The sequence below is a fragment of the Sphingobium sp. TomTYG65 genome, assembly GCF_055395525.1.
This window is the reverse complement of record NZ_AP027332.1, coordinates 239,703-264,996: the sequence shown is the minus strand read 5'-3', so window position 1 is coordinate 264,996 and position 25,294 is coordinate 239,703. Positions and strand designations below refer to the sequence as shown.

At 62.2% G+C, this 25,294-nt stretch carries 18 protein-coding genes and 3 pseudogenes; 16 read left to right on the top strand and 5 right to left on the bottom strand.

Translation table 11 applies throughout. The features are described 5' to 3' along the window. Nucleotides 1–611 precede the first annotated feature (611 nt). Nucleotides 612–1,580: a hypothetical protein gene (locus tag ACZ5Y5_RS20825; protein ID WP_464811725.1), complete on the bottom strand. Its 969-nt coding sequence runs from the start codon at nt 1,578–1,580 to the stop codon at nt 612–614. A gap of 179 nt (nt 1,581–1,759) precedes the next feature. Between ACZ5Y5_RS20825 and ACZ5Y5_RS20820 the strand changes: the two genes are divergently transcribed. Beyond that, nucleotides 1,760–2,947 carry a tyrosine-type recombinase/integrase gene (locus tag ACZ5Y5_RS20820; RefSeq protein WP_464811724.1) on the top strand — a complete coding sequence of 396 codons (1,188 nt, stop codon included), beginning with the start codon at nt 1,760–1,762 and terminating at the stop codon, nt 2,945–2,947. Between the two features lie 277 nt (nt 2,948–3,224). Continuing rightward, nucleotides 3,225–3,491, top strand: coding sequence for a hypothetical protein (locus tag ACZ5Y5_RS20815; RefSeq protein WP_464811723.1), 267 nt, complete (start codon nt 3,225–3,227; stop codon nt 3,489–3,491). A 171-nt stretch (nt 3,492–3,662) separates the two neighbouring features. On the opposite strand, the gene ACZ5Y5_RS20810 is transcribed toward ACZ5Y5_RS20815, so the two are convergent. Continuing rightward, nucleotides 3,663–4,358: a FadR/GntR family transcriptional regulator gene (locus ACZ5Y5_RS20810; protein WP_464811722.1), complete on the bottom strand. Its 696-nt coding sequence runs from the start codon at nt 4,356–4,358 to the stop codon at nt 3,663–3,665. Between the two features lie 222 nt (nt 4,359–4,580). On the opposite strand from ACZ5Y5_RS20810, the gene ACZ5Y5_RS20805 reads away from it, so the two are divergent. From ACZ5Y5_RS20805 to ACZ5Y5_RS20790, 4 genes and pseudogenes are all read left to right on the top strand, one after another. Next, a complete protein-coding gene (locus tag ACZ5Y5_RS20805; protein ID WP_464811915.1) occupies nt 4,581–5,723 on the top strand; it encodes an NAD(P) transhydrogenase subunit alpha in 1,143 nt (380 codons plus the stop codon). Continuing rightward, nucleotides 5,710–6,000 carry an NAD(P) transhydrogenase subunit alpha part 2 gene (locus ACZ5Y5_RS20800; RefSeq protein ID WP_464811721.1) on the top strand — a complete coding sequence of 97 codons (291 nt, stop codon included), beginning with the start codon at nt 5,710–5,712 and terminating at the stop codon, nt 5,998–6,000. Before ACZ5Y5_RS20805 ends, ACZ5Y5_RS20800 begins: the two co-directional genes overlap by 14 nt. Before the next feature lie 3 nt (nt 6,001–6,003). After that, nucleotides 6,004–7,396 (top strand): annotated as a pseudogene (locus tag ACZ5Y5_RS20795) (NAD(P)(+) transhydrogenase (Re/Si-specific) subunit beta). 268 nt (nt 7,397–7,664) lie between these two features. Then, nucleotides 7,665–8,603, top strand: a pseudogene (locus ACZ5Y5_RS20790) (IS630 family transposase); the annotation flags it as partial. Nucleotides 8,604–8,858: 255 nt separating this feature from the next. On the opposite strand, the gene ACZ5Y5_RS20785 reads toward ACZ5Y5_RS20790, so the two are convergent. Both ACZ5Y5_RS20785 and ACZ5Y5_RS20780 read right to left on the bottom strand, forming a co-directional pair. Beyond that, entirely contained in the window at nt 8,859–9,236 is a 378-nt protein-coding gene (locus ACZ5Y5_RS20785; protein WP_464811720.1) for a hypothetical protein, read from the bottom strand. 1,260 nt (nt 9,237–10,496) lie between these two features. After that, nucleotides 10,497–11,375 (bottom strand): LysR family transcriptional regulator, encoded by an 879-nt coding sequence (locus ACZ5Y5_RS20780; protein WP_464811719.1) that lies wholly within the window; start codon nt 11,373–11,375, stop codon nt 10,497–10,499. Nucleotides 11,376–11,461: 86 nt separating this feature from the next. Between ACZ5Y5_RS20780 and ACZ5Y5_RS20775 the strand changes: the two genes are divergently transcribed. Genes ACZ5Y5_RS20775 through ACZ5Y5_RS20755 form a run of 5 tightly spaced genes read left to right on the top strand, consistent with a single transcriptional unit; the run spans nt 11,462 to nt 17,340 of the window. Then, entirely contained in the window at nt 11,462–12,607 is a 1,146-nt protein-coding gene (locus tag ACZ5Y5_RS20775) for an isovaleryl-CoA dehydrogenase (protein WP_464811718.1), read from the top strand. Then, nucleotides 12,604–14,205 (top strand): carboxyl transferase domain-containing protein, encoded by a 1,602-nt coding sequence (locus ACZ5Y5_RS20770; protein WP_464811717.1) that lies wholly within the window; start codon nt 12,604–12,606, stop codon nt 14,203–14,205. The genes ACZ5Y5_RS20775 and ACZ5Y5_RS20770 overlap by 4 nt, the downstream gene beginning before the upstream one ends. A gap of 5 nt (nt 14,206–14,210) precedes the next feature. Further along, nucleotides 14,211–16,055 (top strand): acetyl/propionyl/methylcrotonyl-CoA carboxylase subunit alpha, encoded by a 1,845-nt coding sequence (locus tag ACZ5Y5_RS20765; RefSeq protein ID WP_464811716.1) that lies wholly within the window; start codon nt 14,211–14,213, stop codon nt 16,053–16,055. Beyond that, nucleotides 16,055–16,507 carry a MaoC family dehydratase gene (locus ACZ5Y5_RS20760; protein WP_464811715.1) on the top strand — a complete coding sequence of 151 codons (453 nt, stop codon included), beginning with the start codon at nt 16,055–16,057 and terminating at the stop codon, nt 16,505–16,507. Before ACZ5Y5_RS20765 ends, ACZ5Y5_RS20760 begins: the two co-directional genes overlap by 1 nt. Beyond that, complete coding sequence (locus tag ACZ5Y5_RS20755; RefSeq protein ID WP_464811714.1) at nt 16,504–17,340, top strand: HpcH/HpaI aldolase/citrate lyase family protein; 837 nt, start codon at nt 16,504–16,506, stop codon at nt 17,338–17,340. Before ACZ5Y5_RS20760 ends, ACZ5Y5_RS20755 begins: the two co-directional genes overlap by 4 nt. 41 nt (nt 17,341–17,381) lie before the next feature. On the opposite strand, the gene ACZ5Y5_RS20750 is transcribed toward ACZ5Y5_RS20755, so the two are convergent. After that, the gene (locus ACZ5Y5_RS20750) at nt 17,382–17,849 is read right to left on the bottom strand and encodes an Lrp/AsnC family transcriptional regulator (protein WP_464811713.1); all 468 of its coding nucleotides are present in this window, start codon (nt 17,847–17,849) and stop codon (nt 17,382–17,384) included. A gap of 123 nt (nt 17,850–17,972) precedes the next feature. On the opposite strand from ACZ5Y5_RS20750, the gene ACZ5Y5_RS20745 reads away from it, so the two are divergent. From ACZ5Y5_RS20745 to ACZ5Y5_RS20725, 5 genes and pseudogenes are all read left to right on the top strand, one after another. Then, complete coding sequence (locus ACZ5Y5_RS20745) at nt 17,973–19,202, top strand: thiamine pyrophosphate-dependent enzyme (RefSeq protein ID WP_464811712.1); 1,230 nt, start codon at nt 17,973–17,975, stop codon at nt 19,200–19,202. A 6-nt stretch (nt 19,203–19,208) separates the two neighbouring features. Then, nucleotides 19,209–20,222: pseudogene (locus ACZ5Y5_RS20740) on the top strand (alpha-ketoacid dehydrogenase subunit beta). A 3-nt stretch (nt 20,223–20,225) separates the two neighbouring features. Next, the gene (locus ACZ5Y5_RS20735; RefSeq protein WP_464811711.1) at nt 20,226–21,524 is read left to right on the top strand and encodes a dihydrolipoamide acetyltransferase family protein; all 1,299 of its coding nucleotides are present in this window, start codon (nt 20,226–20,228) and stop codon (nt 21,522–21,524) included. Nucleotides 21,525–21,527: 3 nt separating this feature from the next. After that, nucleotides 21,528–22,928, top strand: a complete 1,401-nt coding sequence (gene lpdA / locus ACZ5Y5_RS20730; protein WP_464811710.1) for a dihydrolipoyl dehydrogenase — start codon at nt 21,528–21,530, stop codon at nt 22,926–22,928. A gap of 499 nt (nt 22,929–23,427) precedes the next feature. After that, the gene (locus tag ACZ5Y5_RS20725) at nt 23,428–25,263 is read left to right on the top strand and encodes a flavin-containing monooxygenase (protein WP_464811709.1); all 1,836 of its coding nucleotides are present in this window, start codon (nt 23,428–23,430) and stop codon (nt 25,261–25,263) included. The last annotated feature ends 31 nt before the right edge of the window (nt 25,264–25,294 follow it).

Genomic DNA, 25,294 nt, shown 5'->3' with positions numbered 1-25,294 from the left:
GCGAGATAATGTCAGCTGCTCCAATCCGCATCGACTTGATGAAAGCAGTTCGCGTCACAGTTGCCTGACAAAGCGACTTTGCAGCTGAATTCCCGCGCTGTAGGTGCGCCCCCGAGGGGAATTGCTGAAATTCGCCCTCAGAGCCCCGTAGGGCGCTCTCGGAGCTCCTTGGCATCCTCACCCTATCCGAAGCCTCTTTTGGCGCTCTAAGGCCCGTTTGCGGGCACTTTTGCTTCGGCAATAAAAACAATGACTTATCGAAAAGCGGCTCGTCCGAGCGCGCGAGACCAGTTTTTGGGCAGAAATTTGAGCTATCATCTGCCTTTCGAATTACGGAGGATACAGCGGCTCTCTGCTGTTCGCAGAGCACCCGCCTAAGCTCGCGCATGAGCAGGGAGGGGGAGAGATCGACCGCTAGTCGCACGGACGAGGGCGCTTCCGCTTTCTGACAATGGGCAGCCGCCATGACTCCCGGCGGCCTCCTCCAATGACCGTTCTGGCTCAGCGTCGGAGGTGACTAATGTTGCGACGGCAAGCGGGCTGAGCGAAAGTCATGTTGAGGGTCTCGGGAAACACCTTCGGGCCACGCCGCCGCCGCCAAGCAGGCGGCCTCAGCGCGGCCCGCCCTCCCACAGCTCAGGAAATGCGACAGGCAGGGTGACGGTTGTGCTGAAGGGTGCAAAGGGAGCCGGGCAGTTGGCCAAATGGTTTGCTTCCAATTGACGCAGCAGCTTCGCGGCACCGGCCTTGGTTGCGGGGAGGGCGCGGGCGAGCTGGGCCGGGGTGAGGGCACCCAGCGCAAACAGCAGCAGCCAGCTCGGCAAGAGCCGCGAGTTCGATCGCTGATCGGGAAATTCTCGCGCAAAAATCTCGGCGGCGCGGGGCAGGCGGGCGATATCGCAGGCGGTGTCGTGGAGTGCCTCGCGCAGGATCTCGGCTGCGTCGGACCGGCGGTCCTCGGGCGAGCGGTCGGCGCGGAACAAGCGGCGTTGAACGATGCCGGGGCAGGGGAGGGGGGTCGCGCTGAGATGAAAAGCCTGGCTGTTTGCTGCGGCAGCGAGGTTCACCGCCCAGCAAGGGGTGAGAGCGGTGGCTGAGAGCGGGTCATCGTCGATCGCGGTTGACGTGCGAAACCGGTCGATGAGCGCGAGCAGCCGTTCGAGTGAAGCCGAAGGCAGCACCGGATCGGTGAGGGCGGCGAGCACGGCATCTAACGTGCCGGCGCTGGCGGCGACAATCTCGGCCGCTGCGGCGGCTTCGCTGGCGAGGGGACGAATGGCGAGCCGGCGCACCGCGCCGATCGCTTGGGCGAGGGGATGCATGCGGTCCGGCAAGGCGCGCTCGAGCAGCGTCAGGAAGGCGTTGCGCTCGGCCGCGCACTCCGCGCCGATTAGCTGCGCGCCGAGGCTGATGGCGCGGTCCTGGCGATACTGCTCCCACGCGCGGGCGAGGCAGCGCAGATGGAAAGAAGCCCGCATTTCCGGGCTGTAGAGGGCAGGGGAGGCGAGCAGGGTGCGCGCCAGCGCGTCAAGCTGACCCAAGCGAAAGGCGATGGGAAGGACGTCAATCGCGGTGCGCACGGGCAGCCTCCTCGCCGTTGGGGCTAGCCGGAGCGCAAGGTGCGGTCAAGACCGAGTATACTAAAGTCTTGCTTTGGTATTCTATCTAGACGAGCGCCAAAAACGCGAATTTCCCATAATCGGAGCTTATGGTAAAATCGAGGTTGCCGAAAGGCGCTTTTTCGTCGAGGAAAACTTTCGTGGAATCCGCTTCAGATCCTCTTGTCGCTAAGGCTTCGCCCGTGCCCCTGGCGATGATGCTGCGCCTCCATGGCGGTTTGATCGACGGCAGCCGGGCCAGCCAGCTCGCGCTCGAGGCGGCCGCCGGGGCGATGGCGCCAGCGACCAAGGCGGCGGTCCTTGCCGACCTGCGCTGCTTCTTGCGCTGGTGTGGGCGGCAGAAGCCGCCGCTCCAGGCGGTGCCGGCGAGCCCCGACACCTTGGTCCATTATCTGCGCTGGCTCGGCACCGCCAAGCGCAAGCCCGCCAAAGCCGCAACGCTCGCGCGCCGGCTCGCCAGCATCGCGCGGATGCACCGGATCCTCGGCTTTGGCGAGAGTGAGCCGCTGCCAACCCAGGCGGGGATGGTGCGCGATACGCTGAAGGGCCTGCGCCGGGCCAAGCGCGCGCCTCAGCGCCAGGCGGCGCCGCTGCGCTATGGCGCAGCAATGAGCGAGGCGGAAAGCGCGCCGACGGGGGTGACGCTGCGCGCGCTGCTCGACAGCTGCGGCGGAGATTGGATTGGTCTGCGCGATGCCGCGCTGCTGTCGCTGGCCTATGATGCGGGATTGCGGGTCTCCGAACTGATTGGCGCGACCGTCGTGGACGTCGCGCGCAAGCCCGACCGCACCGGCCGCCTCACTATCCGCCATTCCAAAACCGACCAGGACGGGAAGGGGGCCTTGGCCTGGCTCTCACCCGACACGATGGCGCGGCTCTCGGCCTGGCTGCATGCCAGCGATCTCCACGACGGGCCGCTGTTCCGTCGCATCCATGTGCTGACGCGCGACGCTGCGGGGGAGGGGCAGCCGAGCGTGCGCCATTATGTGGGCGCCAAGGCGCTCACCCGCCAGGGGGTGGTGGCGATCCTGCGCCGCCGCGTGCTGCACGCGATCGATGCGGGACTGATCGAGCTCGAGCCCGGCGTTGAAGGCCAAACCCTGGCGTCGCTCAGCGCACACTCGTTCCGGGTCGGGCTGACCCAGGACCTGTTTGCGGCCGGCGAAGATGGCTCCGGCATCGCGCTCGCCTTGCGTTGGTCCTCGCCTACGACGGCGCTGCGCTATGCGCGCGACCTGGCGGCCGGCAGCAATGCGGCCGCCAGGGTGCTCGGGCGCGTGCGGGGCGGGGAGGATCGCTCGGCGGCCGATCAGGCTGGTCAGGCTTAAAGGGACGGCTGCGACCATTCCGTTCGGCAGGGCTGCACCGCGGACAAGCGGCACTCGAAAACGTCCCCGACTTTCCGGCATCGGTTAGCCTAACGATGTGGTAATTATGGAAGAGACGCGTGCGGATCTTGCTGATGATCGGCTGGCGGTGCTGAGCGCCTGGGAGCCTGCGGAGCAGCAGACCGCCGCGTCGTCGTGCACCAGCAAATAGGAAGAGCAGCCGGCCGTTCCGCACCAAGTCCGAGCCGGTCGTACAGCCGCCCCGGCGAGTTTTGCGATGCCGTCGTTTGCACTGCTGTATCCGGCCGCCAAGATCCAGTCGGTCAATAGCGGGTCAGTCGGCGGCGAAGCCACGCACGAAGTGCGCCTCGCCACCAGCTACGATGCAGCAACGGTGGCGGCCTTTTACCGCAACCGCTTTGCCGCTGAGGGAATGCAGACGAGCTCCGACTTTCTGTTCAGCGAAACCGCGATGCTGTCGGCAATGGGCAAAGCGCGCAATGCCGCCTCCCGATTACCAAAGGCGAGCGGGGCAATGTGGTGATCGTCAGTTATTCGGGGGAGTGACGTCCGACTTTTCGAGGCGAGGGCGGCAGAGATACCTCTCGGTAGAACCCTCCTCTGGTCCTGGCGAGTCAAAGCAGTAAGGGTTTGCTTATGCGGATTTGGTCACGTCTGTGGCAAGTGCTCGAGATCCGCGCCGTCTTTTCGCGTTTTATACATCAGCGTGTAGCCGACGCATGATCTCCCGGCGTCGTCTCTGCGCTTCAAATCGGGCTCGCTCCGAATCGCCATCGAGAATTGCAGATATGATCGCACGCCGTTCGCGCTTCCAACGCTTTTTACCTTCGTCGCCGCTATATACGGGTCCACGAGGATATTCGGCGTAGTGATGCACTGCGACGCGCGACAGCAACTCCATCAACGGCCGGTCCACCATGAGATAGAGAATATCAAGCATGGCCTGATCGAATGCGCCGCGCTGGTGCGCGGTGTTGCGTTCATCAACGGACTGCACCAGCTCCGCCAGTTTCTTCCGAAGCACCTCGTCCTTGGCCAGCGCGGCTGCTGCCATCAGTTCGCAATCGAGTAGGGTGATGATATCGATCGCCTCGGGATGTGCTGAGTGATGCATCGCGAGAAAACCGGAAATGGCTTGGCTCAGCCCTTCTGCATCGGGCCGCGTGCCATAATAGCCGCCGCCAGGTCCGCGACGGACCTTCAGAAAACCTTCATGCTCCAGAACCCGCGCAGCCTGTTGCACGGTGACAATGCCGACCCCAAGGATTTTGGCAACATCAGGAAGTGAGCCGATCTGTGTTTCGGGCGGCTGCTGGACAATCATGTCCCGCAGCTTCGCCACTGCTGCGGTCACTAGGCCCTCGCGGGTATTTTGCGGACGTTTGCTCATCATGCTCCTCGGAACGACGAGTGACCTTTAGCCAATTTTCGCGTCGGAGGGCACCGCCCGTTGTACACGCGGAGATATGTGCACATAATTATGCCGACATCCGCCCATACCCAGTATAAGGGGAGCACAGAAGGTGATAACAAGCGCATTTATAGAACGCGTCGGTCTTTTAGAGGCTAAGCGCGCATGAATGACGTGGCCCTTTTTTATGGAGTAGAGCAGGTGAAGATCTGCATCGTAAAAGAAATGGCTCTTGATGAGCGCCGCGTTGCCGGTACGCCGGAAACAGTCAAGAAGTTCAAGGCGCTTGGCGCCGATGTCGCTGTGGAAGCTGGCGCGGGTCTCTCCGCCGCCATCGCCGATGCCGACTATGCCGCGATGGGCGCGACGGTCGCCGATCGGGCGGCAACGGTCGCTGACGCAGACATCATATTGGGTGTGCAGGGTCCTGAAGTGGCCAGCATCGGCGGCGCCAAGCCCGGTGCGTGGATCGTCGCGGGGCTGAACCCCTTTGTCGAGCGGGCGCGTGTCGATGCCTATGCAGCTGCGGGCTATGAAGCGCTGGCCATGGAATTCATGCCGCGCATCACGCGCGCGCAGTCGATGGACATTCTTTCCTCGCAGTCGAACCTTGCCGGTTACAAGGCTGTGCTGGACGCGGCTTATGAATATGGCCGGGCCTTCCCGATGATGATGACCGCGGCAGGCACTGTCTCGCCGGCCAAGGCATTTATCATGGGCGTGGGCGTCGCAGGGCTTCAGGCGATCGCAACTGCCAAGCGTCTGGGTGCGCAGGTGTCGGCGACCGACGTCCGCTCCGCGACCAAGGAGCAGATCGAGAGCCTTGGCGCCAAGGCGGTGTTCGTCGAAAGCGTCGCTGGCATCGAAGGCGAAGGCAAGGGCGGCTATGCCACCGAGATGTCGGACGAATATCAGAAGGCGCAGGCCGAACTGGTATCCAACCACATTGCCAAGCAGGATATCGTCATCACCACAGCGCTGATCCCGGGCAAGCCCGCGCCGCGCCTCATCACCGATGCGCAGATCGCGACGATGCGGCCGGGCAGCGTGATCGTCGATCTGGCGGTGGAGCAGGGCGGCAATGTTGAGGGCGCGGTGCTGGGCCAGGTGGTCGAACGCCAGGGCGTGAAGATCGTGGGTCACAAGAATGTGCCCTCGCGCCTCGCTGCAGACTCGTCGGCCCTGTTCGCCCGTAACCTCTACAATTTCCTCTCGGCCTTTTGGAACAAGGAACAGAATGCGCCGGTGCTGGACGAGGAAATCGGCAACGCCATCCGCCTGACGCAGGGCGGCAAGGTCGTCCATGAAAGATTGTTGGGGGAGAAGATCCTTGAGTGCGCTTAATTCGGACTATCTGTTCGTCTTCATATTGGCGGCTTTCGTCGGTTTTCAGCTGATCAAGAAAGTGTCGCCACTGCTGCACTCGCCGCTGATGTCGCTGACCAACGCGATCGCGGCCGTGGTCATCGTGGGGGCGATTACGATCACGGGTGAAGAAGGCGCGACGCCTCTCGCCAAGACGCTGGGCTTTGTGGCGGTGTTCTGCGCGACCGTGAACCTGGTCAGCGGTTTCATGATCACGGATCGCATGCTCAAGATGTTCAAGCCGCGGGGGAAGTAACCGATGGACGCTTTCGTTCCTTTCGCGGCGATTGCCGCATCGACCCTGTTCATCCTCTCGCTGATGTGGATGAGCCATCCTTCGACTGCCCGGCGCGGCGTGCGCGCGGGCGAGATCGGCATGGTCATCGCCATCATCGGTGCCCTCGTCCAGCATGAGGTCGTCGATTACAACCTGATCATCATCGCCATGATCGCAGGCGCGGCTGCGGGTATCCCGATGGCGCTCCTCATGCCGATGACGGCGATCCCGCAGCGGACCGCCATCTCCCACGCCTTCGGCGCGCTCGCCGTCGGCCTGATCGGCGCGGCTGAATATTATAAGCATGCCCATGCCGAATATGCGGGCAGCTTCGTGCTGTGGGCGCTGATGTTCGAAATGGCGCTGGGTTTCCTGACCTGCACCGCTTCGGTCATCGCCTTCGCCAAGCTGCAGAACTGATGGGCAGCCGTCCGGTGTCCTTCCCCGGACAGCGCATCGTCAATGGCGGCGTGGCGCTGGCCGCGGTGGTAATCGCGATCATGCTGGCCCTCGACCCCACGCAGACCTGGCTGTTCCCGGCCTTCGTCGCGCTGGCGCTGCTCTTCGGTATCCTGCTCGTCATCCCGATCGGCGGCGCGGACATGCCGACCGTCATCGCGCTGTTGAACAGCTATGCGGGTCTTGCCGCATCGGCCATGGGCTTTGCGCTTGGCAACAAGCTGCTGATCGTGGCGGGCGCGCTTGACGGCGCGTCGGGCTTCATCCTCGCGGTCATCATGTGCAAGGCGATGAACCGCAGCTTCGCGAACGTCATGTTCGGCGGCTTCGGCACGGTGGTCGCAGGCGCTGCGGGCGGCAAGGACGACCGCGTCGTCCGCTCCGCCTCGGCCGAAGAAGCCGCGATGCAGCTGGAAAATGCCAGCACCGTCGTCATCATCCCGGGCTATGGCATGGCCGTCGCCCAGGCGCAGCACAAGGTCAGCGAACTCTATCAGGCGCTCACCAAGAAGGGCGTGGACGTCAAGTTCGCGATCCATCCGGTGGCGGGCCGCATGCCCGGCCACATGAACGTGCTGCTGGCCGAAGCCAATGTGCCCTATGAGCAACTGGTCGATCTCGACGACATCAACCCCGAACTGCCTCAGGCGGATGTCGCCGTCATCATCGGCGCGAACGACACGGTGAACCCTCGGCCCGCGACGATCCCAAGAGCGCGATCGCAGGCATGCCGATCATCGAGGCGGACCGCGCCAAGTCGGTCTTCGTCATCAAGCGCTCGATGAACGCTGGCTTCGCCGGGATCGACAATCCGATCTATTACAACGCCAACACCCAGATGCTGTTCGGCGACGCCAAGGACATGGTCGGTTCCATCGCAAAGGAACTGAGCGGCCAGGGGTCGAGGCTGCACTGAACTTGCAAACTGTCACTTTCTTCTTCTTTGGAGCATTAGCCCGCGTCATTCCGCTCGGCTTAAAATCGAGACGGAGCCGAACTTGCAGTGTTGACTGAAAGGAAGGCACACATGATCTGTTCCGTTTGCGTCAGCCCCTGGAGCTGCTGGATAGCGGCCCCAATCTGCTAGAGCATAATCCGACCTAACTGAATCTGGACGATTCCTTTTCGTTGGGAAATCTGATTCAAGATGTCAGCTGGACAAGGAGGTCAGCCTGGCATGACGAAGTCTATCTCGAGATTTACGTTCGCGGGTGATTGCGGCGGTTGACGGGGGCCTGTCACGGCGCGCAGCAGCTGAGCGTTTTGGAGTTGCGGCGGCGAGCGCGATCCGTTGGGTTCGCGAATGGCGGGAGACTGGATCGACGCGGGCGAAGCGGCAAGGCGGCGACATGCGGTCGCGGCGGATTGAAGCCCATCGCGACATTATTCTCGGTGCGGTCGAGGAGCAGGTGGACATCACGCTTGTTGAACTTGCCGAGATGCTTCGAGCGCAGCATGGGGCCGTATTTGCGCCGAGCACGATCTGGCGTTTTCTTGATCGTCACTCAATGACCGTGAAAAAAACAGCGCACGCCAGCGAGCAGGAGCGGCCCGACGTTCTCGCGCGGCGACGCGCATGGTTTAAGGCCCAACCTGATCTCGACCCGGAACGGTTGGTGTTCATCGATGAGACCGGCGCATCGACGAAAATGGCGCGTCTGCGTGGACGGGCCCAGCGCGGCATGCGCTGTCGCTCCCCAATTCCGCACGGTCATTGGAAAACCACCACCTTCACCGGCGCGCTGCGCCTAACGGGCATGACCGCACCCATGGTCTTGGACGGTCCCATGACTGGCGAATGGTTCGCTGCCTATGCAGCGCAGGTTCTGGCGCCAACGCTGCGTCCCGGCGACATCGTCATCCTCGACAATCTGCCAGCTCATAAAACGATGGCGGCCCGTGAAGCCATCGAAGCAGTCGGGGCGCGAATGCTGTTCCTGCCGCCATACAGCCCCGACTTCAATCCAATCGAAAATGCCTTCTCGAAGCTCAAGGCCATCCTGCGGAAAGCCGCCGCCCGAACCGTCCCCGACCTATGGGATGCAATTCGCGAGGCACTGCCCCGCTTCACTCCCGAAGAATGCGCAAATTACTTTACTGCCACCGGGTATGAGCCAGAGTGATCGGATTCTGCTCTAGCGACCGGATAAACATAGGGGTCTTAATGCGACGATTTGGTTCGTGTCCTTTGTATCGAAGCTTGGGTGATTGCTATCGAGGCGGGTTGAGTTGAGCCGCATCTGAATTGGGGAATCGTCGGTTCGAATCGGCCGAGCATTACGAATAGAGGAAAAGCGCCCAAGCGTCAGCTTTAAATGGACTTTGATCGGCAGCTCGATAAGTCCAATTTCGGGGCGCGGACTGTCGATCAAGGAAGGTTATCGACAACTTACATATTCGAAAGGACCACCACCATACATGCCGCCGAGCAAGGTTGCCGAGCCGTCCTGCTTGCCCTCATTATTGAAATAGCCCGGCGTACAATCCGCCTCGAACTGTTTGGTCGGGGGGCGCTTGGCGCACAGGGCGTCCTGCCACTTCTCCTCAGCCGCTTCCGTCACTTCGAACGTGCGGATACCCTCGCGCAGGCACTTGGCAACAATCTTGGCGGCGTGCGCGGCCTGAAACATCGTGACATGGGAGTAGCTGAAGGACTGCGAGGCCTGGGTATATGTGCCGACAATGTGGAAGTTGGGGACACCTGACGTCTTGGTGCCATGCACGGTCCGCGGTCCCTGCGCCCATCGATCAGCCATGTCGACGCCGTTCCGGCCGCGCAGCGTGTAGCCGCCCGACTTGTAGGAATAGGCTCCCTGCTGAAAACTCGTCGCGAAGATGACGCAATCGACCGGCTAGGATTGACCGTCCGCGATTGCGGCGCCGCGTGATGCGCTCCACACTTTAGCCGTGCCTGTCGACCAGCGACACGTTGGGACGGTTGAAGGTTCATAAATTTCGGCGCTGAATAGGGGGCGCTTACATAGCAGATTATACCAAGGCTTCAGGCTTCCGCCCATTTTCGGGACGTCGATCTGGTCTTCGAAGAAGGAGCGCAGATTCTGCATCGTGAACTAGTCGGCCATTTGCATCCGCTCCTCGACTGGCGCGTTCTGAATACCCTCGTTCCGCGACTCGCTTAGGAGGCCAAGTAATTTGGGGTCGTCGGTCCAGCAGTCGGCGACCAGATTACTCGCCGCTTTCAGACCCATCAGCTTAGGCTCGAAGTTGTCTATGCAACGCTGCTGCCAAACGTTTTCCTGGTATTCGAACCACTGTCTGTCGGAGGGCGGATTGTTGCGCCGGTCTACTGCCCGGGGTGTGCGCTAGAAGACATAGAGATGCTCGGCTGTTTCCGCGAAATGGGGCATGACCTGGATGCCGGTCGCGCCGATACTGACCAACGGGACGCGCTCGCTGCGCAGCCCGTCCGGATTGCCATAGGCTTCGCCACTGGTACAGCCATAGTCCCATCTACCGGTGTGGAACGCCTTGCCTTCGCAATCTCCAAGTCCGGGAATACCCGCAGCTTGAGGCGATGCAGCGGGCCGCCGCCGACCATGACATGGATGCGAGAATCGTGTCGTCTGCGCCGGTCAGCACTCCCAGCTTGGATTGGCGTCCACCCATCGGATGGATGGCCACGGTGCGGAACCAAGTCTGGTCATATGGGTCATATTGCGACCCAACGGGCCGAATTGCGTCTGGTTTCCGGCGTCATGGGCATATTTTTCTCAAGGCACAGTCCCAGTTCTTCCAGCCTGAAACCTAAACATAGGATCCGCTATCGACAGTCTTGGCACCCATGCGGCGCTTTGACAGCTCTGCCAGGCTCATGCCAAAGTGAGGCGGACAAGCGGCCGAGCCGATTGCGAGCACACTGATCGAATCTCGAGCATTCCTGAACAGGACTTCTGTCCTAATATGTTCGTGCGAATGTTCGTACTGCTGAGGCCGAAGGTTATATGTCGGATTATCCAGAGGCAGACATTATTGTCACGATAGTATCTCGCTTTTCTTCACTCATTCTCCGGCATTGACACCTGCCCCTGGAGAACTTCCGTAATCGCGCCAAACAGCGGATGCGTGCCATGCTTTTTGGTCGCGGTGTAAAAGCCGAGGGTCCTGCGATGCTCGAACCCGGTTAGCTTGATGTGGCGCACGCCGCTCGCGTGATGGCTGTCGGGCATGACCGTGATACCAAGACCCGCCCGCACCATCTCAAGCGCACGCTCGTCATTGATGGTGCGAAGCGAAAAATGGGGCCGCACGCCCCGTTCGAGAAAGTAGCGGCTCGTCTGCGACAATATCTCGCAATGGCGACGCACGATCATGACCTCGCTGGCCAGTTCCTCCGCGTGCAATGCGCGCCTGTCGGCCAGCGAATGATCGGAGGCCAATACCATGGCATAGCCTTCGTCCAGCACCTCCTGCGAGGGAAAATCCTGAATAGCTGGCCGAATGATCGTCAACATTGCATCCAATCTGCCGCGCGTCATTTGGCCCAGCAGTTCACGCTCGCTCGCGAACGTCAATTCGATCTGCCCGTTGGAGTTTGCCCGATAGTGCCGACCAGCCTTTGCGATCGCGGCGCTGGAGATGCTGTGCAAAATGCCGAGCCGAAGTGAATCCTGCTGGGGCGCCATGCCCAGCATGGTGAGCGCATTGTTGAATTCTTGCTCGATCCTGCGGGCGTGGACAAGAAAGCGGGTACCTGCTTCGGTCAACTCCACCCGCTGGTTGGTCCGGACGAACAGTCGGCGGTCGATGGCCTTTTCCAGCTTGGCGATGCCTACCGAAAGTGTGGGCTGCGATACATTGCAATGGCTCGCAGCACGGGAAAAGTTGCCTTGCTCGACGACGGCCAGGAAATAGCGGATCAGATAGCGGTCGATCATAGGTACGGTATATAAACTTCTTACCTAACTTCAATTTTTCACTTGTGACTGGCGGCGGTATTTCGGGATGGAAGGAGAGAGCTCCCATGACCGATTTCAATTTTGCGCTCGGCGATAATGCCGACATGATCCGCGATAGCGCGGCCCGCTTTTCAACCGACAAGATCGCGCCCCTGGCCGCTGAGATCGACGAAAAGGACTGGTTCCCGCGGGAATTGTGGCCGGCGATGGGCGAGTTGGGCCTGCACGGCATCACCGTGCCGGAAGAGGATGGGGGCCTGGGGCTTGGCTATCTGGAACATGTCGTCGCGCAAGAAGAAGTGGCCCGCGCATCAGCGTCCATTGGCCTGAGCTATGGCGCCCACTCGAACCTTTGCGTCAACCAGATCCGCCGCTGGGGCAATGAAGCGCAGAAGGCCAAATATCTTCCCAAACTGATTTCAGGCGAGCATGTTGGCTCCCTCGCCATGTCCGAGGCTGGTGCTGGCTCCGACGTTGTGTCGATGAAGCTCAAGGCCGAGAAGAAGGGTGATCTTTACATCCTCAATGGCACGAAATTCTGGATCACCAACGCCGCCTATGCGGACACACTGGTCGTCTATGCCAAAACGGGCGAAGGGTCTAGAGGCATCACCACCTTCCTCATCGAGAAGGACATGAAGGGCTTCTCGATCGGCCAGAAAATCGCGAAGGTCGGGATGCGCGGATCGCCGACGGCTGAACTGGTGTTCGAGAATTGTGAGGTGCCGCAAGAGAATATCATGGGGCCGCTCAATGGGGGCGCAGGGGTGCTGATGTCGGGCCTCGACTATGAGCGGACCGTACTGTCGGGCATTCAGCTCGGCATCATGCAGGCCTGTCTCGACGTGGTCCTGCCCTATGTCCGTGAGCGCAAGCAGTTCGGCAAGCCGATCGGCGCCTTCCAGCTCATGCAGGCGAAGATCGCGGATATGTATGTCGCGCTCAATTCGGCGCGTGCCTATGTCTATGCCGTTGCCAAGGCCTGCGATGCGGGCAAGACGACGCGTTTCGACGCTGCCGGCGCGATCCTGCTGGCTTCGGAAAATGCCATGAAGACCGCTTTAGAAGCAGTGCAGGCGCTGGGCGGCGCGGGCTATACCAAGGATTGGCCAGTCGAGCGCTACATGCGCGACGCCAAGCTGCTCGACATCGGCGCGGGAACCAACGAAATTCGCCGCATGCTGATCGGCCGGGAGTTGATCGGGGCATGAGCGGGCCTGTTCTCGACACGAAGCTTTCGTCCCAGAACGAAGGCTTCCGCGCCAACGCCGCGCACAATGCTGCGCTAGTCCAGGAACTCAAGGCCAAGGTCGCGGATGCGGCGCAAGGAGGTTCGGAAAGCGCCCGCGCCAAGCACACCGCTCGGGGCAAGCTGCTGCCCCGCGACCGCGTCGAGCGGCTGCTCGATCCGGGCTCGCCGTTCCTTGAGATCGGCCAGCTCGCCGCCAATGGCCTCTACCACAATGAGGTGCCCGGCGCGGGCATCATTGCCGGTATCGGCCATGTCTCCGGCCGGCAGGTGATGATCGCCTGCAATGACGCGACGGTGAAGGGCGGGACCTACTATCCCGTCAGCGTCAAGAAGCATCTGCGCGCGCAGGAGATTGCGCTAGAAAACCGGCTGCCCTGCGTCTATCTCGTCGATAGCGGCGGCGCAAACCTGCCCAACCAGGCAGAGGTCTTCCCCGATCGCGAGCATTTCGGCCGCATCTTCTATAATCAGGCGAACATGAGTGCGCGGGGCATCCCCCAGATCGCCTGTGTGATGGGATCGTGTACCGCCGGCGGCGCCTATGTACCGGCCATGTCGGACGAGACGGTGATCGTGCGCAATCAGGGCACGATCTTTCTCGCCGGGCCGCCATTGGTACAGGCGGCGACGGGCGAAGTCATCAGCGCAGAGGATCTGGGCGGCGGCGAGCTGCATGGCCGTAAGTCCGGCGTGGTCGACCATGTCGCGGAAAATGACGAGCATGCGCTGTCGATTGTGCGTGACATCGTCTCAACGCTGCAACCGGACTTCAAGCCGGACCTCAATCTGCATGCGCCGGTGCCGCCCAAGTTCGATCCGTCGGAGCTTTACGGCATCGTGCCTCAGGATGTGCGTGCGCCCTATGATGTGCGCGAGGTGATTGCCCGAATTGTCGATGGCTCCGAATTCCACGAGTTCAAAGCGCTGTACGGCACCACGCTGGTTTGCGGCTTTGCCCATATCTGGGGGATTCCGGTGGCGATCCTTGCGAACAATGGCGTGCTGTTCTCGGAAAGCGCGGTCAAGGGCGCCCATTTCATTGAGCTTGCCTGCCAGCGGCGTATTCCGCTGCTCTTCCTCCAGAATATCTCCGGCTTCATGGTCGGCGGCAAATATGAGGCGGAAGGGATCGCCAAGAACGGCGCGAAGCTGGTGACGGCGGTGGCGACAGCCAGCGTGCCCAAGATCACGGTGCTGATCGGTGGCAGCTTCGGCGCGGGCAATTACGGCATGTGCGGGCGCGCCTATCAGCCGCGCTTCCTCTTTACCTGGCCCAATGCCCGCATCTCGGTGATGGGTGGGGAACAGGCGGCATCGGTGCTGGCGACGGTTCACCGCGACGCCAAGAAATGGGCGCCCGAGGAGGCCGAGGCCTTCAAGGCGCCGATCCGCGAGAAATATGAGCATGAGGGCAATCCTTATTATGCCACGGCGCGCCTGTGGGACGATGGCATTATCGATCCTGCACAGACGCGCGACGTGTTGGGCCTTGCTCTTGCGGCGGCGTTGAACGCGCCGGTGCCCGAAGCGTCGAAATTCGGCATTTTCAGGATGTAAGCGTGATGATCCAGTCCCTTCTTATCGCCAATCGCGGCGAAATCGCCTGCCGGATCATCCGCACCGCGCGGAAGCTCGGCATCCGCACCGTGGCCGTCTATTCCGACGCGGATGCGAACGCCCTGCATGTCCGCTCCGCGGACGAGGCGGTCCATATCGGTCCTTCGCCGGTCCGCGAGTCCTACCTGCTGGGCGACAGGATCATCGCCGCCGCCAAGGATACCGGGACGGAGGCGATCCATCCGGGCTACGGCTTCCTCTCCGAAAATGCCGAATTCGCGCAGGCGGTGATGGATGCAGGGCTGGTCTGGGTCGGTCCCAACCCCGCGTCGATCACTGCCATGGGGCTGAAAGACGCGGCCAAGAAGCTGATGCAGGATGCGGGCGTTCCGACAACGCCCGGCTATTTGGGCGACGACCAAAGTCCGGAGCGCCTGAAGTCGGAGGCCGACAGCATAGGCTATCCCGTGCTGATCAAGGCGATCGCTGGCGGTGGCGGCAAGGGTATGCGCAAGGTCGATGCGGCAGGCGACTTCGCTGACGCGCTCCTTTCCTGCCAGCGGGAGGCGGCGTCGAGCTTCGGCAACGACCAGGTGCTGCTCGAAAAATGGGTCACGAACCCGCGCCATATCGAGGTGCAGGTGTTCGGCGACAAGCACGGCAATATCGTCCATCTGTTCGAGCGCGACTGCTCGCTCCAGCGCCGACACCAGAAGGTGATCGAGGAAGCGCCTGCGCCCGGCATGGACGCGGAAACGCGCGCAGCGGTGTGCCAGGCGGCGGTCAACGCCGCCAAGGCAGTGGACTATGTCGGCGCCGGCACGATCGAGTTCATCGCCGATGGGTCCGAAGGGCTGCGCGCCGACCACATCTGGTTCATGGAGATGAACACGCGGCTTCAGGTCGAACATCCCGTGACCGAGGAGATTACGGGCCAGGATCTGGTCGAATGGCAGCTGCGCGTTGCGTCGGGCGAACCGCTACCGAAGCGTCAGGAGGAGCTGTCGATCAACGGCTGGGCGATGGAAGCGCGCCTGTATGCCGAGGATCCGGTGAAGAGATTCCTGCCGTCGATCGGCACGCTCGACACGTTTGAATTGGGCGAGGGCTGCCGCATCGATACCGGCGTCCAACAGGGCGCGGACATCTCGCCCTTCTATGACCCGATGATTGCCAAGGTTATCGCCCATGGCCCGACCCGCGATGCTGCGCGCGAACGGCTGGCAGAGGCGCTGGATCACAGCGCGGTCTGGCCCCTCAAGACCAATGCCGGCTTCCTGGTGAAGGCGCTCATCCACCCGGATTTCGCCGCCGCGCGCCTCGACACCGGCTTCATCGCTCGCGAAGGCGACGCGCTGATGCCGCCGACGCGCCCCAGCAACGAAGCGCTGGCAGACGCCGCCGCTGCTTTGGGTACGGGGGGCGGCCTTGGCGGCTTTCGCCTCAACGCGCCGCTCAAGCGGGAAGGCAGCTTCCTGCTCGATGGTGAGGCAGTGACGGTAGCCTATGATCCGCGCGAAGGCGAAGGCGTAGCGCAGGATGACGTGCTGGTCGCCGAAAGCGGTCAGGTCTGGCGCCTTCAGCCGTTTCGCGCCGGTGGCGCAGCCGGCGCAGATGCGTCCGACGGCGCGATCCTCTCGCCGATGCCTGGCCGCATCATCGCCGTCGCGGTGGCAGCCGGCGCTGCGGTCACAAAGGGGCAAAAGCTTCTCACCCTTGAAGCCATGAAGATGGAGCACAGCCTGGTCGCGCCCTTTGACGGCACCATCCTACAGTTGAACGCCAGCGAAGGAGGGCAGGTCAGCGAAGGCGCGCTGCTGGTGAAGATCGACAAGGCGGAGGCGGTTTGATGGTAGGCAGATATTTTGACCAGTGGGCCATCGGCGATACCCTGACCCACGAACTCCGCCGCACCGTCACGGAGACCGACAATCTCCTTTTCTCGACGATGACGCATAATTCACAGCCTTTGCATATCGACGCGGAGGCGGCGAAGGCGAGCGAGTTTGGCCAGATACTCGTCAACGGCACCTTCACGTTCGCGCTGATGATCGGCCTGTCGGTGGCGGATACGACGCTTGGCACGCTAGTCGCGAACCTTGGCTATGACAAGCTCGTCATGCCAAAGCCGGTTTTCATCGGCGACACGCTGCGCGCGGAAACGGAAATCACCGACCTTAAGTCAAGCAAGTCGCGTCCGGGCGCTGGCATCGTCACCTTCACCCATCGCCTCATCAACCAGCGCGGCGATATCGTCTGCCAGTGCCTGCGCATGGCGCTGATCCGGGGCAGCGCGGCATGAAGCTGCGCTCGCTGCTCTTCGTGCCCGCCGACCGGCCGGAACGTTTCGCCAAGGCTGCGGCATCGGGGGCCGACGCGTTGATCCTCGACCTGGAGGACAGCGTCAGCGCCGAGAAGAAGGATGCAGGCCGGGCGGCCATTGCGGACTGGCTGGCGGAGGACAGGGCAGGGTGCAAGACCTTCGTACGCGTCAACCCGCTGGACGGTGATCTGACCCGCGCCGATCTGGCTGCCGTCCTGCCGGGTCGACCCGATGGCTTGATGTTGCCCAAGGCGGAAGGGGCGGCCAGCGTCGAGGCACTGTGCGCGTTGCTGGACGGCGCGTCGCTGCCGATCCTGCCCATTGCCACCGAGACCCCGTCCGCGATTTTCCAGCTGGGCAGCTATGGCGCCGTAGCTTCGCATCTCGCCGGCCTCACCTGGGGGGCAGAAGATCTGCCTGCGGCGATCGGCGCGGCCACTTCACGCGAGAGCGATGGCAGCTATACCTCGCCCTATGAGATGGTGCGCAGCCTGACCCTGTTTGGCGCGCATGCCGCGGCCACGCAGGCGATCGAAACCGTGTTCCCCCGCATCGACGCTCCGGACGCGCTGGCCGCCTATGTCGCCCGTGCGCGACGCGACGGCTTTACCGGCATGATGGCGATCCATCCCGCACAGGTGAGGATCATCAATGACGGCTTCACCCCGACCGAGGCGGACATCGCCCATGCCCGGTCCGTGATCGAAGCCTTTGCCGCAAATCCCGGCGTCGGCGCGCTCAAACTGGGCGGCCGGATGATCGACCGCCCGCATCTGGTGCAGGCGCGGCGCATCATCGGATTGCAAGACTAGGCGCGGCCGAACGATCGGGGCGGCCGGCCTTGGACTGCGCCTCAGATCGGCAATGTGGTCGTCAGTTTCACGGTTTGCAGCGCGAAGCTGGAATTGATCGACCCGACGCCGGGCAGATGCAGCAGCACCTTCTTGAGCAGCTTTTCATAGTCGGCGACGCTGCTGACCAGCACCCGCAGCAGATAGTCGCTCTGTCCGCTCATGGAAAAACATTCCACGATTTCCGAGCGCTCGCGCGTTCCTTGCTCGAAAGCTTCCAGCGTTTGTTCGTCATGCTGCTTGAGTTTGACCTCGGCAAACACGTTGACATCGAGGCCCAGCCGCCCGGGGTCGAGAAGCCATACGCGCTTTTGGATGAGGCCCTCGTCCTGCATGCGCTTGAGCCGTCGCCAGCAGGGCGTCTGCGACAGGCCGACGCGCTCACCCAGTTTCGCGATTGAGATGTCGGAATATTCCTGAAGGGCGATCAAGATTTTTCGATCAAAGGCATCTATGGGACTTTCTTTCATACAGGGCGTCTAGCGCGGAATTATCTTCTCACAAAGACCTGATTGGCGGCGCAATCAGTTGCTGATGTTCCAAAGGTTCGAAGGCATAATCGGACGAGGTCCATAGGAGAGTCGTTAGCGGATATGTCGAATCGTCCCAGGTTGAGCCTGCACATTCCCGAACCTGTCGCGAGGCCAGGCGACCTGCCCAACTTCTCGCGCTATGCTATTCCAGATGCCGGCGCGCTGCGCCGACCCGAGGTCCAGACGCCCGAGCATGAACTGCGCGACCTGCCTTATTCGCTGATCCGCGTGCTGAACGGGGAAGGACAGGCCGTTGGCCCGTGGAACCCGCGCCTTTCGCCCGACGCGCTGCGGCGTGGGCTAAGCACCATGCTGCTGACCCGAGCATTTGATGAGCGTCTGTTCCGTGCGCATCGGCAGGGCAAGACCAGCTTCTACATGAAATCGACCGGGGAGGAGGCTTATGCCGTCGCCCAGTCGATGGTGCTCGAAGATGGCGACATGTGCTTTCCGACCTATCGGGTGCTCGGATGGTTGATGGCACGGGGCTATCCGTTGGTCGATCTGGTCAACCAGATATTCTCGAACGCCAAGGACCCGCTCAAGGGGCGCCAGCTTCCCATTCTCTACTCTGCAAGGAACTATGGCTTTTACTCGCTCTCGGGCAATGTCGGCAGCCGTTTTGGCCATGCGGTCGGCTGGGCGATGGCGTCAGCCTATAAGGGCGATGACAAGATCGCGCTGGCCTATATCGGCGAGGGCACGACGGCTGAGGGCGACTTTCACGAGGCCTTGACCTTCGCGTCGGTGTATCGCGCCCCCAGCATATTGTGCGTCACCAATAACCAGTGGGCCATTTCGAGCTTTGCGGGAATTGCGGGCGCTGACGAGACGACCTTTGCCGCCAAGGCGCTCGCCTATGGCATTCCCGGGCTGCGCGTCGACGGCAATGATTTCCTGGCAGTGTGGGCCGCGACGCAATGGGCAGGGGAGCGGGCACGCAGTAACCTTGGCGCCACGCTGATCGAGATCTTCACGTATCGTGCGGCCGGTCATTCGACGAGCGACGATCCCACAAAATATCGCCCCGCCGACGAGGCGGTGCACTGGCCGCTGGGTGATCCGGTCGAGCGCCTGAAGCAGCATCTGATCGCGCTGGGCGAGTGGGACGAAGAGCGCCACGCCGCCCTGATCGCCGAACTTGACGAGGTGGTAAAGTCGGCGGTCAAGGAAGGCGAGGCCGTCGGCACGCTCGGCAAGTCCAAGCCCAGCGTGAAAGAAATGTTTGAGGGCGTGTTCAAGGAACCGGACTGGCGCGTGATCGAACAGCGGCGCGAAATGGGAATTTGAACGACTATGCCGACGATGAACATGATCCAGGCGCTAAACAATGCGCTTGACGAAAAATTGGCCAACGATCCCGATGTGCTGATCTTTGGCGAGGATGTCGGCTAGTTCGGCGGCGTCTTTCGCGTCACCGACAAGCTGCAGGAAAAGCATGGCCTCACCCGTTGCTTTGACGCGCCGATTTCCGAAGGCGGCATCATCGCCACTGCCATCGGCATGGGCGCCTATGGTCTGCGTCCGGTCGCCGAAATCCAGTTTGCCGATTATATCCTGCCAGCGTTCGACCAGCTGGTGAGCGAGGCGGCGCGATTGCGCTACCGCTCCAACGGCGAGTTCTGGGCACCGCTGACGGTGCGCTCGCCTTATGGTGGGGGAATTTTCGGCGGGCAGACGCACAGCCAGAGCCCCGAGGCAATTTTCGCGCATATCACGGGCCTCAAGACCGTGATCCCGTCCAATCCCTATGACGCCAAGGGCCTGCTGATCTCCGCGATCGAAGAGGATGATCCGGTGATCGTGCTGGAGCCCAAGCGACTCTATAATGGCCCCTTCGATGGCCGCCATGATCAGGCACTCAAGACGTGGGCCGGTCACCCGATGGCCGAGGTGCCCGAAGGGCTTTATCGCGTGCCGCTGGGCAAGGCTGCGACAGTGCGGGAAGGGCGCGATGTCACCGTGCTTGCTTATGGCACGATGGTGCATGTCGCCCTGTCTGGCATAGAGGAAGCGGGGATCGATGCGGACCTTATCGACCTGCGTTCGATCGTGCCGCTCGACATCGATGCCATTGTTGCGTCGGTGCGCAAGACCGGCCGCTGCGTGATCTTCCACGAAGCCTCGCGCTTTGGCGGGTTCGGCGGCGAGTTGTCGGCCTTGGTGCAGGAGCGCTGTTTCGATTATCTAAAAGCCCCCATCGACCGTGTCGCCGGCTGGGACACACCCTATCCCCATGCTTTTGAATGGGACTATTTCCCCGGACCCGCGCGCCTCGTCGCCGCGCTCCGCCGCGTGACGGAGTATTGACCCATGGGCCTTTTCCATTTCCGCCTGCCCGATGTGGGCGAGGGCGTGGCAGAAGCTGAAATCGTCGTCTGGCATGTAAAGCCAGGTGACGTGATCAAGGAAGATCAAAGCCTGGTCGACGTCATGACCGACAAGGCGACGGTCGACATGACGTCGCCGGTCGACGGAACGATATTGGCCATTCACGGTGCGGTCGGCGAGATGAAGCCCGTCGGTGCGGTCATTGTCGAGATCAAGGTCGAGGGAGCGGGCAATGTTGCGGAAGTCGCGGCGCCTGCTGCAACCGACGCGGAGCCACCGCCACCGCAGGACGTCTACAGGCCGAGCGAGCCGCCGCGGACCGTCCCGACCGAACCGGTCGCCGTGCCGGTCGCCGCCAGCGCCAAGGTCGCGACGCAGCCTGCGGCCTTTACCACCCGAGCTGCGGGCACTGCGCCGCTTGCCGCGCCCGCGACGCGCCGCCGTGCGCACGAACTTGGCATCCCGCTCCAGTTCGTGCCCGGCACAGGCCCGGGCGGGCGGATCACGCCGGACGATCTGGACGGCTACATCGCCAGCGGCGGCGCCGGCGGGGCAGGGGGCGATCTGCGCTACGCCGCGCGCGAGGGCGTGGAGGACAGCCGCGTCATCGGCATGCGCCGCAAGATCGCGGAGAAGATGCAGGACGCCAAGCGCCGCATCCCCCACATCGCCTATGTCGAGGAGTTCGATCTTACCGAGCTAGAAAAGCTTCGCGTCGACCTTAACGCCCATCGCACCGAGGGACAGCCAAAGCTCACCTTGTTGCCCTTCTTCGTCCGCGCGCTGGTAAAGGCGCTTCCCGACTTCCCGCAGATCAATGCGCGCTATGACGATGAACAGGGCGTGCTGCACCAATATGCCGGGGTCCATGTCGGCATCGCCGCGCAGACGCCCGCAGGCCTGATGGTGCCGGTGATCCGTCACGCCGAAACGCTCGATATCTGGGCATGCGCTACTGAACTTGGGCGGCTGAGCAAGGCGGCGCGCGACGGCACGGCAAAGCGCAAGGAGCTGAGCGGATCGACGATCACCATCACCTCGCTCGGCACGCTGGGCGGTATCACCACGACGCCCATCATCAACCACCCCGAAGTTGCGATTATCGGCCCGAACAAGCTGGTGGAACGACCGGTCGTGGAGGGCAGCTTCGTGACGGTGCGCAAGATGATGAACATCTCAAGCTCGTTCGACCACCGCATCGTCGACGGCTATGACGCCGCGCTGTTCGCGCAGCGCATGAAGCGTTTGCTCGAACATCCTGCCCTGCTTTTCATGGACTGAGCGATGACTGAAATCCTTACCCCCAAAGTGCTCGTCGTCGGCGGCGGTCCTGGCGGCTATGTCGCGGCCATCCGGGCGGGTCAGCTCGGGCTGGACACCGTGCTGGTGGAGGCCGATCGGCTGGGCGGCACCTGCCTGATCCGGGGCTGCATCCCGTCCAAGGCGATGATCCATGCCGCGTCGGTCTATGAGGAGGTGCTGGCCTCCAGCGAGGCTGGCGGGCATTTCGGCATCCGCACGGGCAGCACGCCCTCGATCGATTTTGCAGAGACGATCGGCTGGAAGGACGGAATTGTCGACAGGTTGAGCGGCGGCGTGGTCGGTTTGCTCAAGAAGGCGAAGGTGAAGACGGTTTCCGGCTGGGCTGCGTTCAGCGACGCCAAGACCTGTAATGTCGCGACCGCTGAGGGGACGCTGATGATCCAGGCCGAGCAGGTGATCCTGGCGACCGGGTCGGTTTCGACCGAACTCCCCTTCCTCCCCTTCGGAGGGAAGGTCATCGGTTCGACCGACGCCCTGACGTTGGCGCAGGTGCCAAAGCAGCTCGTGATCGTGGGCGGTGGCTATATCGGCCTTGAGATGGGCTGCGCCTTTGCAAAGCTTGGCGCCGACGTGTCCGTCGTCGAGGCGCAGGGCCGCCTGCTCCCGCTCTACGATGCGAAGCTGACCGATCCGGTGAAGAACTGGATGCTTAAGGCGGGCGTCGCGCTCCATCTGGGGGCCAAGGCGCTGGGCCTTGCCGGCGACGGGCTGGAAGTCGAAACCGATGTTGGCGAGCGGGTGATCCTGCCTGCCGACAAGATATTGGTAACGGTCGGACGCCGCCCGCTGACCCAGGGCTGGGGCCTGGAGAATATGGCGCTGGCGATGGACGGTCCGTTCGTCAAGGTTGACGATCGCTGCGCGACCTCTTCGACCAATGTCTGGGCGATCGGCGATCTGGTCGGCGAGCCGATGCTTGCGCACAAGGCATCTGCTCAAGGCGAGATGGTGGCCGAAATCATCGCAGGCAAGCGGCGTCGGTTCGATCCGGTGGCGATCGCGGCGGTGTGCTTCACCGAACCTGAAGTTGTGAGCGTTGGCTTCACGCCGGACGAGGTGCCCGCAGACGTCGAGGTCGTGACCGGCCAGTTCCCGTTCCACGCCAATGGCCGCGCGCTGTCTATGGACGCAGATGGTACGGGTGGTTTCGTACGCGTGATTGCGCGCAAGGCTGATCACCGGATCCTGGGCATTCAAGCGGTCGGCAAGCATGTGTCCGAACAGTCCAGTCAATTTGCCACGCTAATGGAAATGGGCGCGGTGCTGGAGGATGTCGCTAGTATCATCCATGTGCATCCCACGCTGGGCGAGGCGATGCACGAAAGTGCGCTCAAGGCTTTGGGGCACGCCATTCATACCTAAAAAGGCCTGTCGCCGATCGAACTTGGGAGGTCGAACAAAGCATTTACGATGTCGTTTGAGAAGATAGCATACATTGAACGACAAGGCCGGCGCGCGCTTCAATCATGGGGCGCGCCCCGGTCACTCTTGTTGACGTCGATGAACGAGCTGATGTCATCTGAATTCGATGGGTTTATGGCATGGCTCGACAATTTCTCGCTTAATCTGAGAAGGCCTGCAGCTGGCAGCGTCGATCGCTCGCGATCGACGACAGGAAGAGATTGTATGCGATTCTGCGTTGCGCCGCGCTGGTCAATCGATTAAGCCCCGTAGAGGTCGGGCGACGATGGGCGGCGGTCGCGCGGCGCGGCTGCAGTCCAGTCACCGCAACCGGCTGGCATTAAGCGACGCGGCGCGCAGGCGCAGCTTGCCGGGAGGCTCCGGTGGCGCATGCCGAGCGTCGACGACTATATATTCAGGGCGCCTCCCGATGGCGAGGCGCAAGCGAGAGGTTGTTGCCTTGATTAAGTCTAGTGACGTTCTGGCGGAATTCGGGTTCGATCCTGATGCGTTAAAGCGCAAATATCTTGAGGAGCGCGACAAGCGCCTTCGCGCCGATGGCGAGGACCAGTATGTCGATCTAGAGGGCCGGTTTGCCGACCTTGCTGCCGATCCGGCCGCCCTTCCGATGGTCCGGCACAGCGACAGCCCCAAGGAAGTTGATGTCTTCATTCTGGGCGGGGGCATGGCTGGCGTCCTTTCCGCGATCAATCTGCAGCGCGAAGGGGTCGAGAATTTCCTGATCGTCGAGCAAGGCGGCGACTTTGGCGGCACCTGGTACTGGAACAACTATCCCGGCATCCGCTGCGACATCGAATCCTATGTCTATATTCCGATGCTGGAGGAAGCAGGGACCGTCCCGTCCGAAAAATATGCCCACGGGTCGGAGATCCAGGCGCATTTCGCGGCGTTGGGCCGTATATTCGGTCTGTATGAGCGGACCTGGTTCGGGACGGTCGTCAATTCGGTCCGCTGGGTCGAGGCCGATGCGCGCTGGGAAATTCAGACCGGGGCGGGCGACACCATCCACGCCGGCCACGTTCTTGTCAGCAGCGGCCCGCTGCACCTGCCCAAGCTGCCCGGTGTCCCCGGGATCGGCACGTTCAATGGCAAAGCCTTCCATACGAGCCGCTGGGATTACAACTATACGGGCGGCGACGCGTTCGGCAACCTTACGGGGCTGCGAGGCAAGCGGGTGGCGCTGATCGGTACTGGCGCAACCGGTATCCAGGTGATGCCGCATCTCGCTGAAGCGGCCGACCATCTCTACATCTTCCAGCGGACGCCGTCCTCGGTAGACCGGCGGAACAACCGGCCCACGGACCGGGACTGGTTCACCGGGCAGGAAAGCGGCTGGCAGCAGAAGCGCATCGACAATTTCGTGCAGACGCTGATGGGCATGGAAACCGATGGCGACCTGGTCAATGACTGCTGGACCGACAATTCCAAGCTGTTGCGGCTGCTGGGAGAAGCGAAGAGCGAGTCCATCCAGAATGCGGACCTCGCGGACAAGCTGCAACTGGCCGACTATCTGAAGATGCAGCAGCTGCGTCGCATGGTGGAAGAAAAGATCGATGATCCCGCCACTGCCGAACGGCTGAAGCCCTGGTATAATCTGCTGTGCAAGCGCCCGCTGTTCAGCGACGACTATTATCCGACATTCAATCGTTCCAATGTCACGCTGGTCGACACCGACGGCAAGGGCGTCGATCGCATCACCGAGGATGCGGTGATCGTCGAGGGCGTCGCTTATCCGGTCGATTGCATCATCTTTGCGACCGGGTTCCGGGTGGGAGCCTATTCGTACAAGTCGGGCGGCTACACGCTGCACGGGCGGAACGGCGTCGACATGGCCGATCGGTGGGCGCAGGGTCCGCGAACCGTGCATGGCACCAAGACGTCGGGCTTTCCCAACTTCCACATTGTCGGTACCTATACCCAGGCGTCGCAGTCCTTCAGCTATTCCCATGTCACGATGTTCCAGACCGCGCATGCGGCCAAGATCGTCGCCAAATGCCTGCGCGAGGGTATTCGCACATTTGAAGTGACGGAAGCGGCCGAGGAAAAGTGGCAGGACGCCCTGCGCGCCAAGCGCCCCCCGACCGAGCAGTTCGAGGCGGAATGTACGCCGGGCTATTTCAACAACGAAGGGAAGCAGGACGGCTCGGCCACCCTTCTGGGCGGCATGTATGGTGGTGGCCCGTTCGAATATATCGCGCTGCTCGACCAGTGGATCGAGCAGGACATGCTCGAAGATACCAGACGCACTTATGACGAAAGCCCGGCCGTAGGCTGACAGGCCAATTATTGGGAGGGAGTGCGCCGCC

Excerpts from the sequence above, each read along its gene's own strand:
- ACZ5Y5_RS20745 (WP_464811712.1), top strand. The coding sequence starts at position 17,973 with ATGTCGAATCGTCCCAGGTTGAGCCTGCACATTCCCGAACCTGTCGCG.
- ACZ5Y5_RS20775 (WP_464811718.1), top strand. The coding sequence starts at position 11,462 with ATGACCGATTTCAATTTTGCGCTCGGCGATAATGCCGACATGATCCGC.
- ACZ5Y5_RS20735 (WP_464811711.1), top strand. The coding sequence starts at position 20,226 with ATGGGCCTTTTCCATTTCCGCCTGCCCGATGTGGGCGAGGGCGTGGCA.
- ACZ5Y5_RS20780 (WP_464811719.1), bottom strand. The coding sequence starts at position 11,375 with ATGATCGACCGCTATCTGATCCGCTATTTCCTGGCCGTCGTCGAGCAA.
- ACZ5Y5_RS20785 (WP_464811720.1), bottom strand. The coding sequence starts at position 9,236 with ATGGCTGATCGATGGGCGCAGGGACCGCGGACCGTGCATGGCACCAAG.
- ACZ5Y5_RS20755 (WP_464811714.1), top strand. The coding sequence starts at position 16,504 with ATGAAGCTGCGCTCGCTGCTCTTCGTGCCCGCCGACCGGCCGGAACGT.
- ACZ5Y5_RS20760 (WP_464811715.1), top strand. The coding sequence starts at position 16,055 with ATGGTAGGCAGATATTTTGACCAGTGGGCCATCGGCGATACCCTGACC.
- ACZ5Y5_RS20810 (WP_464811722.1), bottom strand. The coding sequence starts at position 4,358 with ATGAGCAAACGTCCGCAAAATACCCGCGAGGGCCTAGTGACCGCAGCA.
- ACZ5Y5_RS20765 (WP_464811716.1), top strand. The coding sequence starts at position 14,211 with ATGATCCAGTCCCTTCTTATCGCCAATCGCGGCGAAATCGCCTGCCGG.
- ACZ5Y5_RS20770 (WP_464811717.1), top strand. The coding sequence starts at position 12,604 with ATGAGCGGGCCTGTTCTCGACACGAAGCTTTCGTCCCAGAACGAAGGC.
- lpdA (WP_464811710.1), top strand. The coding sequence starts at position 21,528 with ATGACTGAAATCCTTACCCCCAAAGTGCTCGTCGTCGGCGGCGGTCCT.
- ACZ5Y5_RS20815 (WP_464811723.1), top strand. The coding sequence starts at position 3,225 with ATGCCGTCGTTTGCACTGCTGTATCCGGCCGCCAAGATCCAGTCGGTC.
- ACZ5Y5_RS20750 (WP_464811713.1), bottom strand. The coding sequence starts at position 17,849 with ATGAAAGAAAGTCCCATAGATGCCTTTGATCGAAAAATCTTGATCGCC.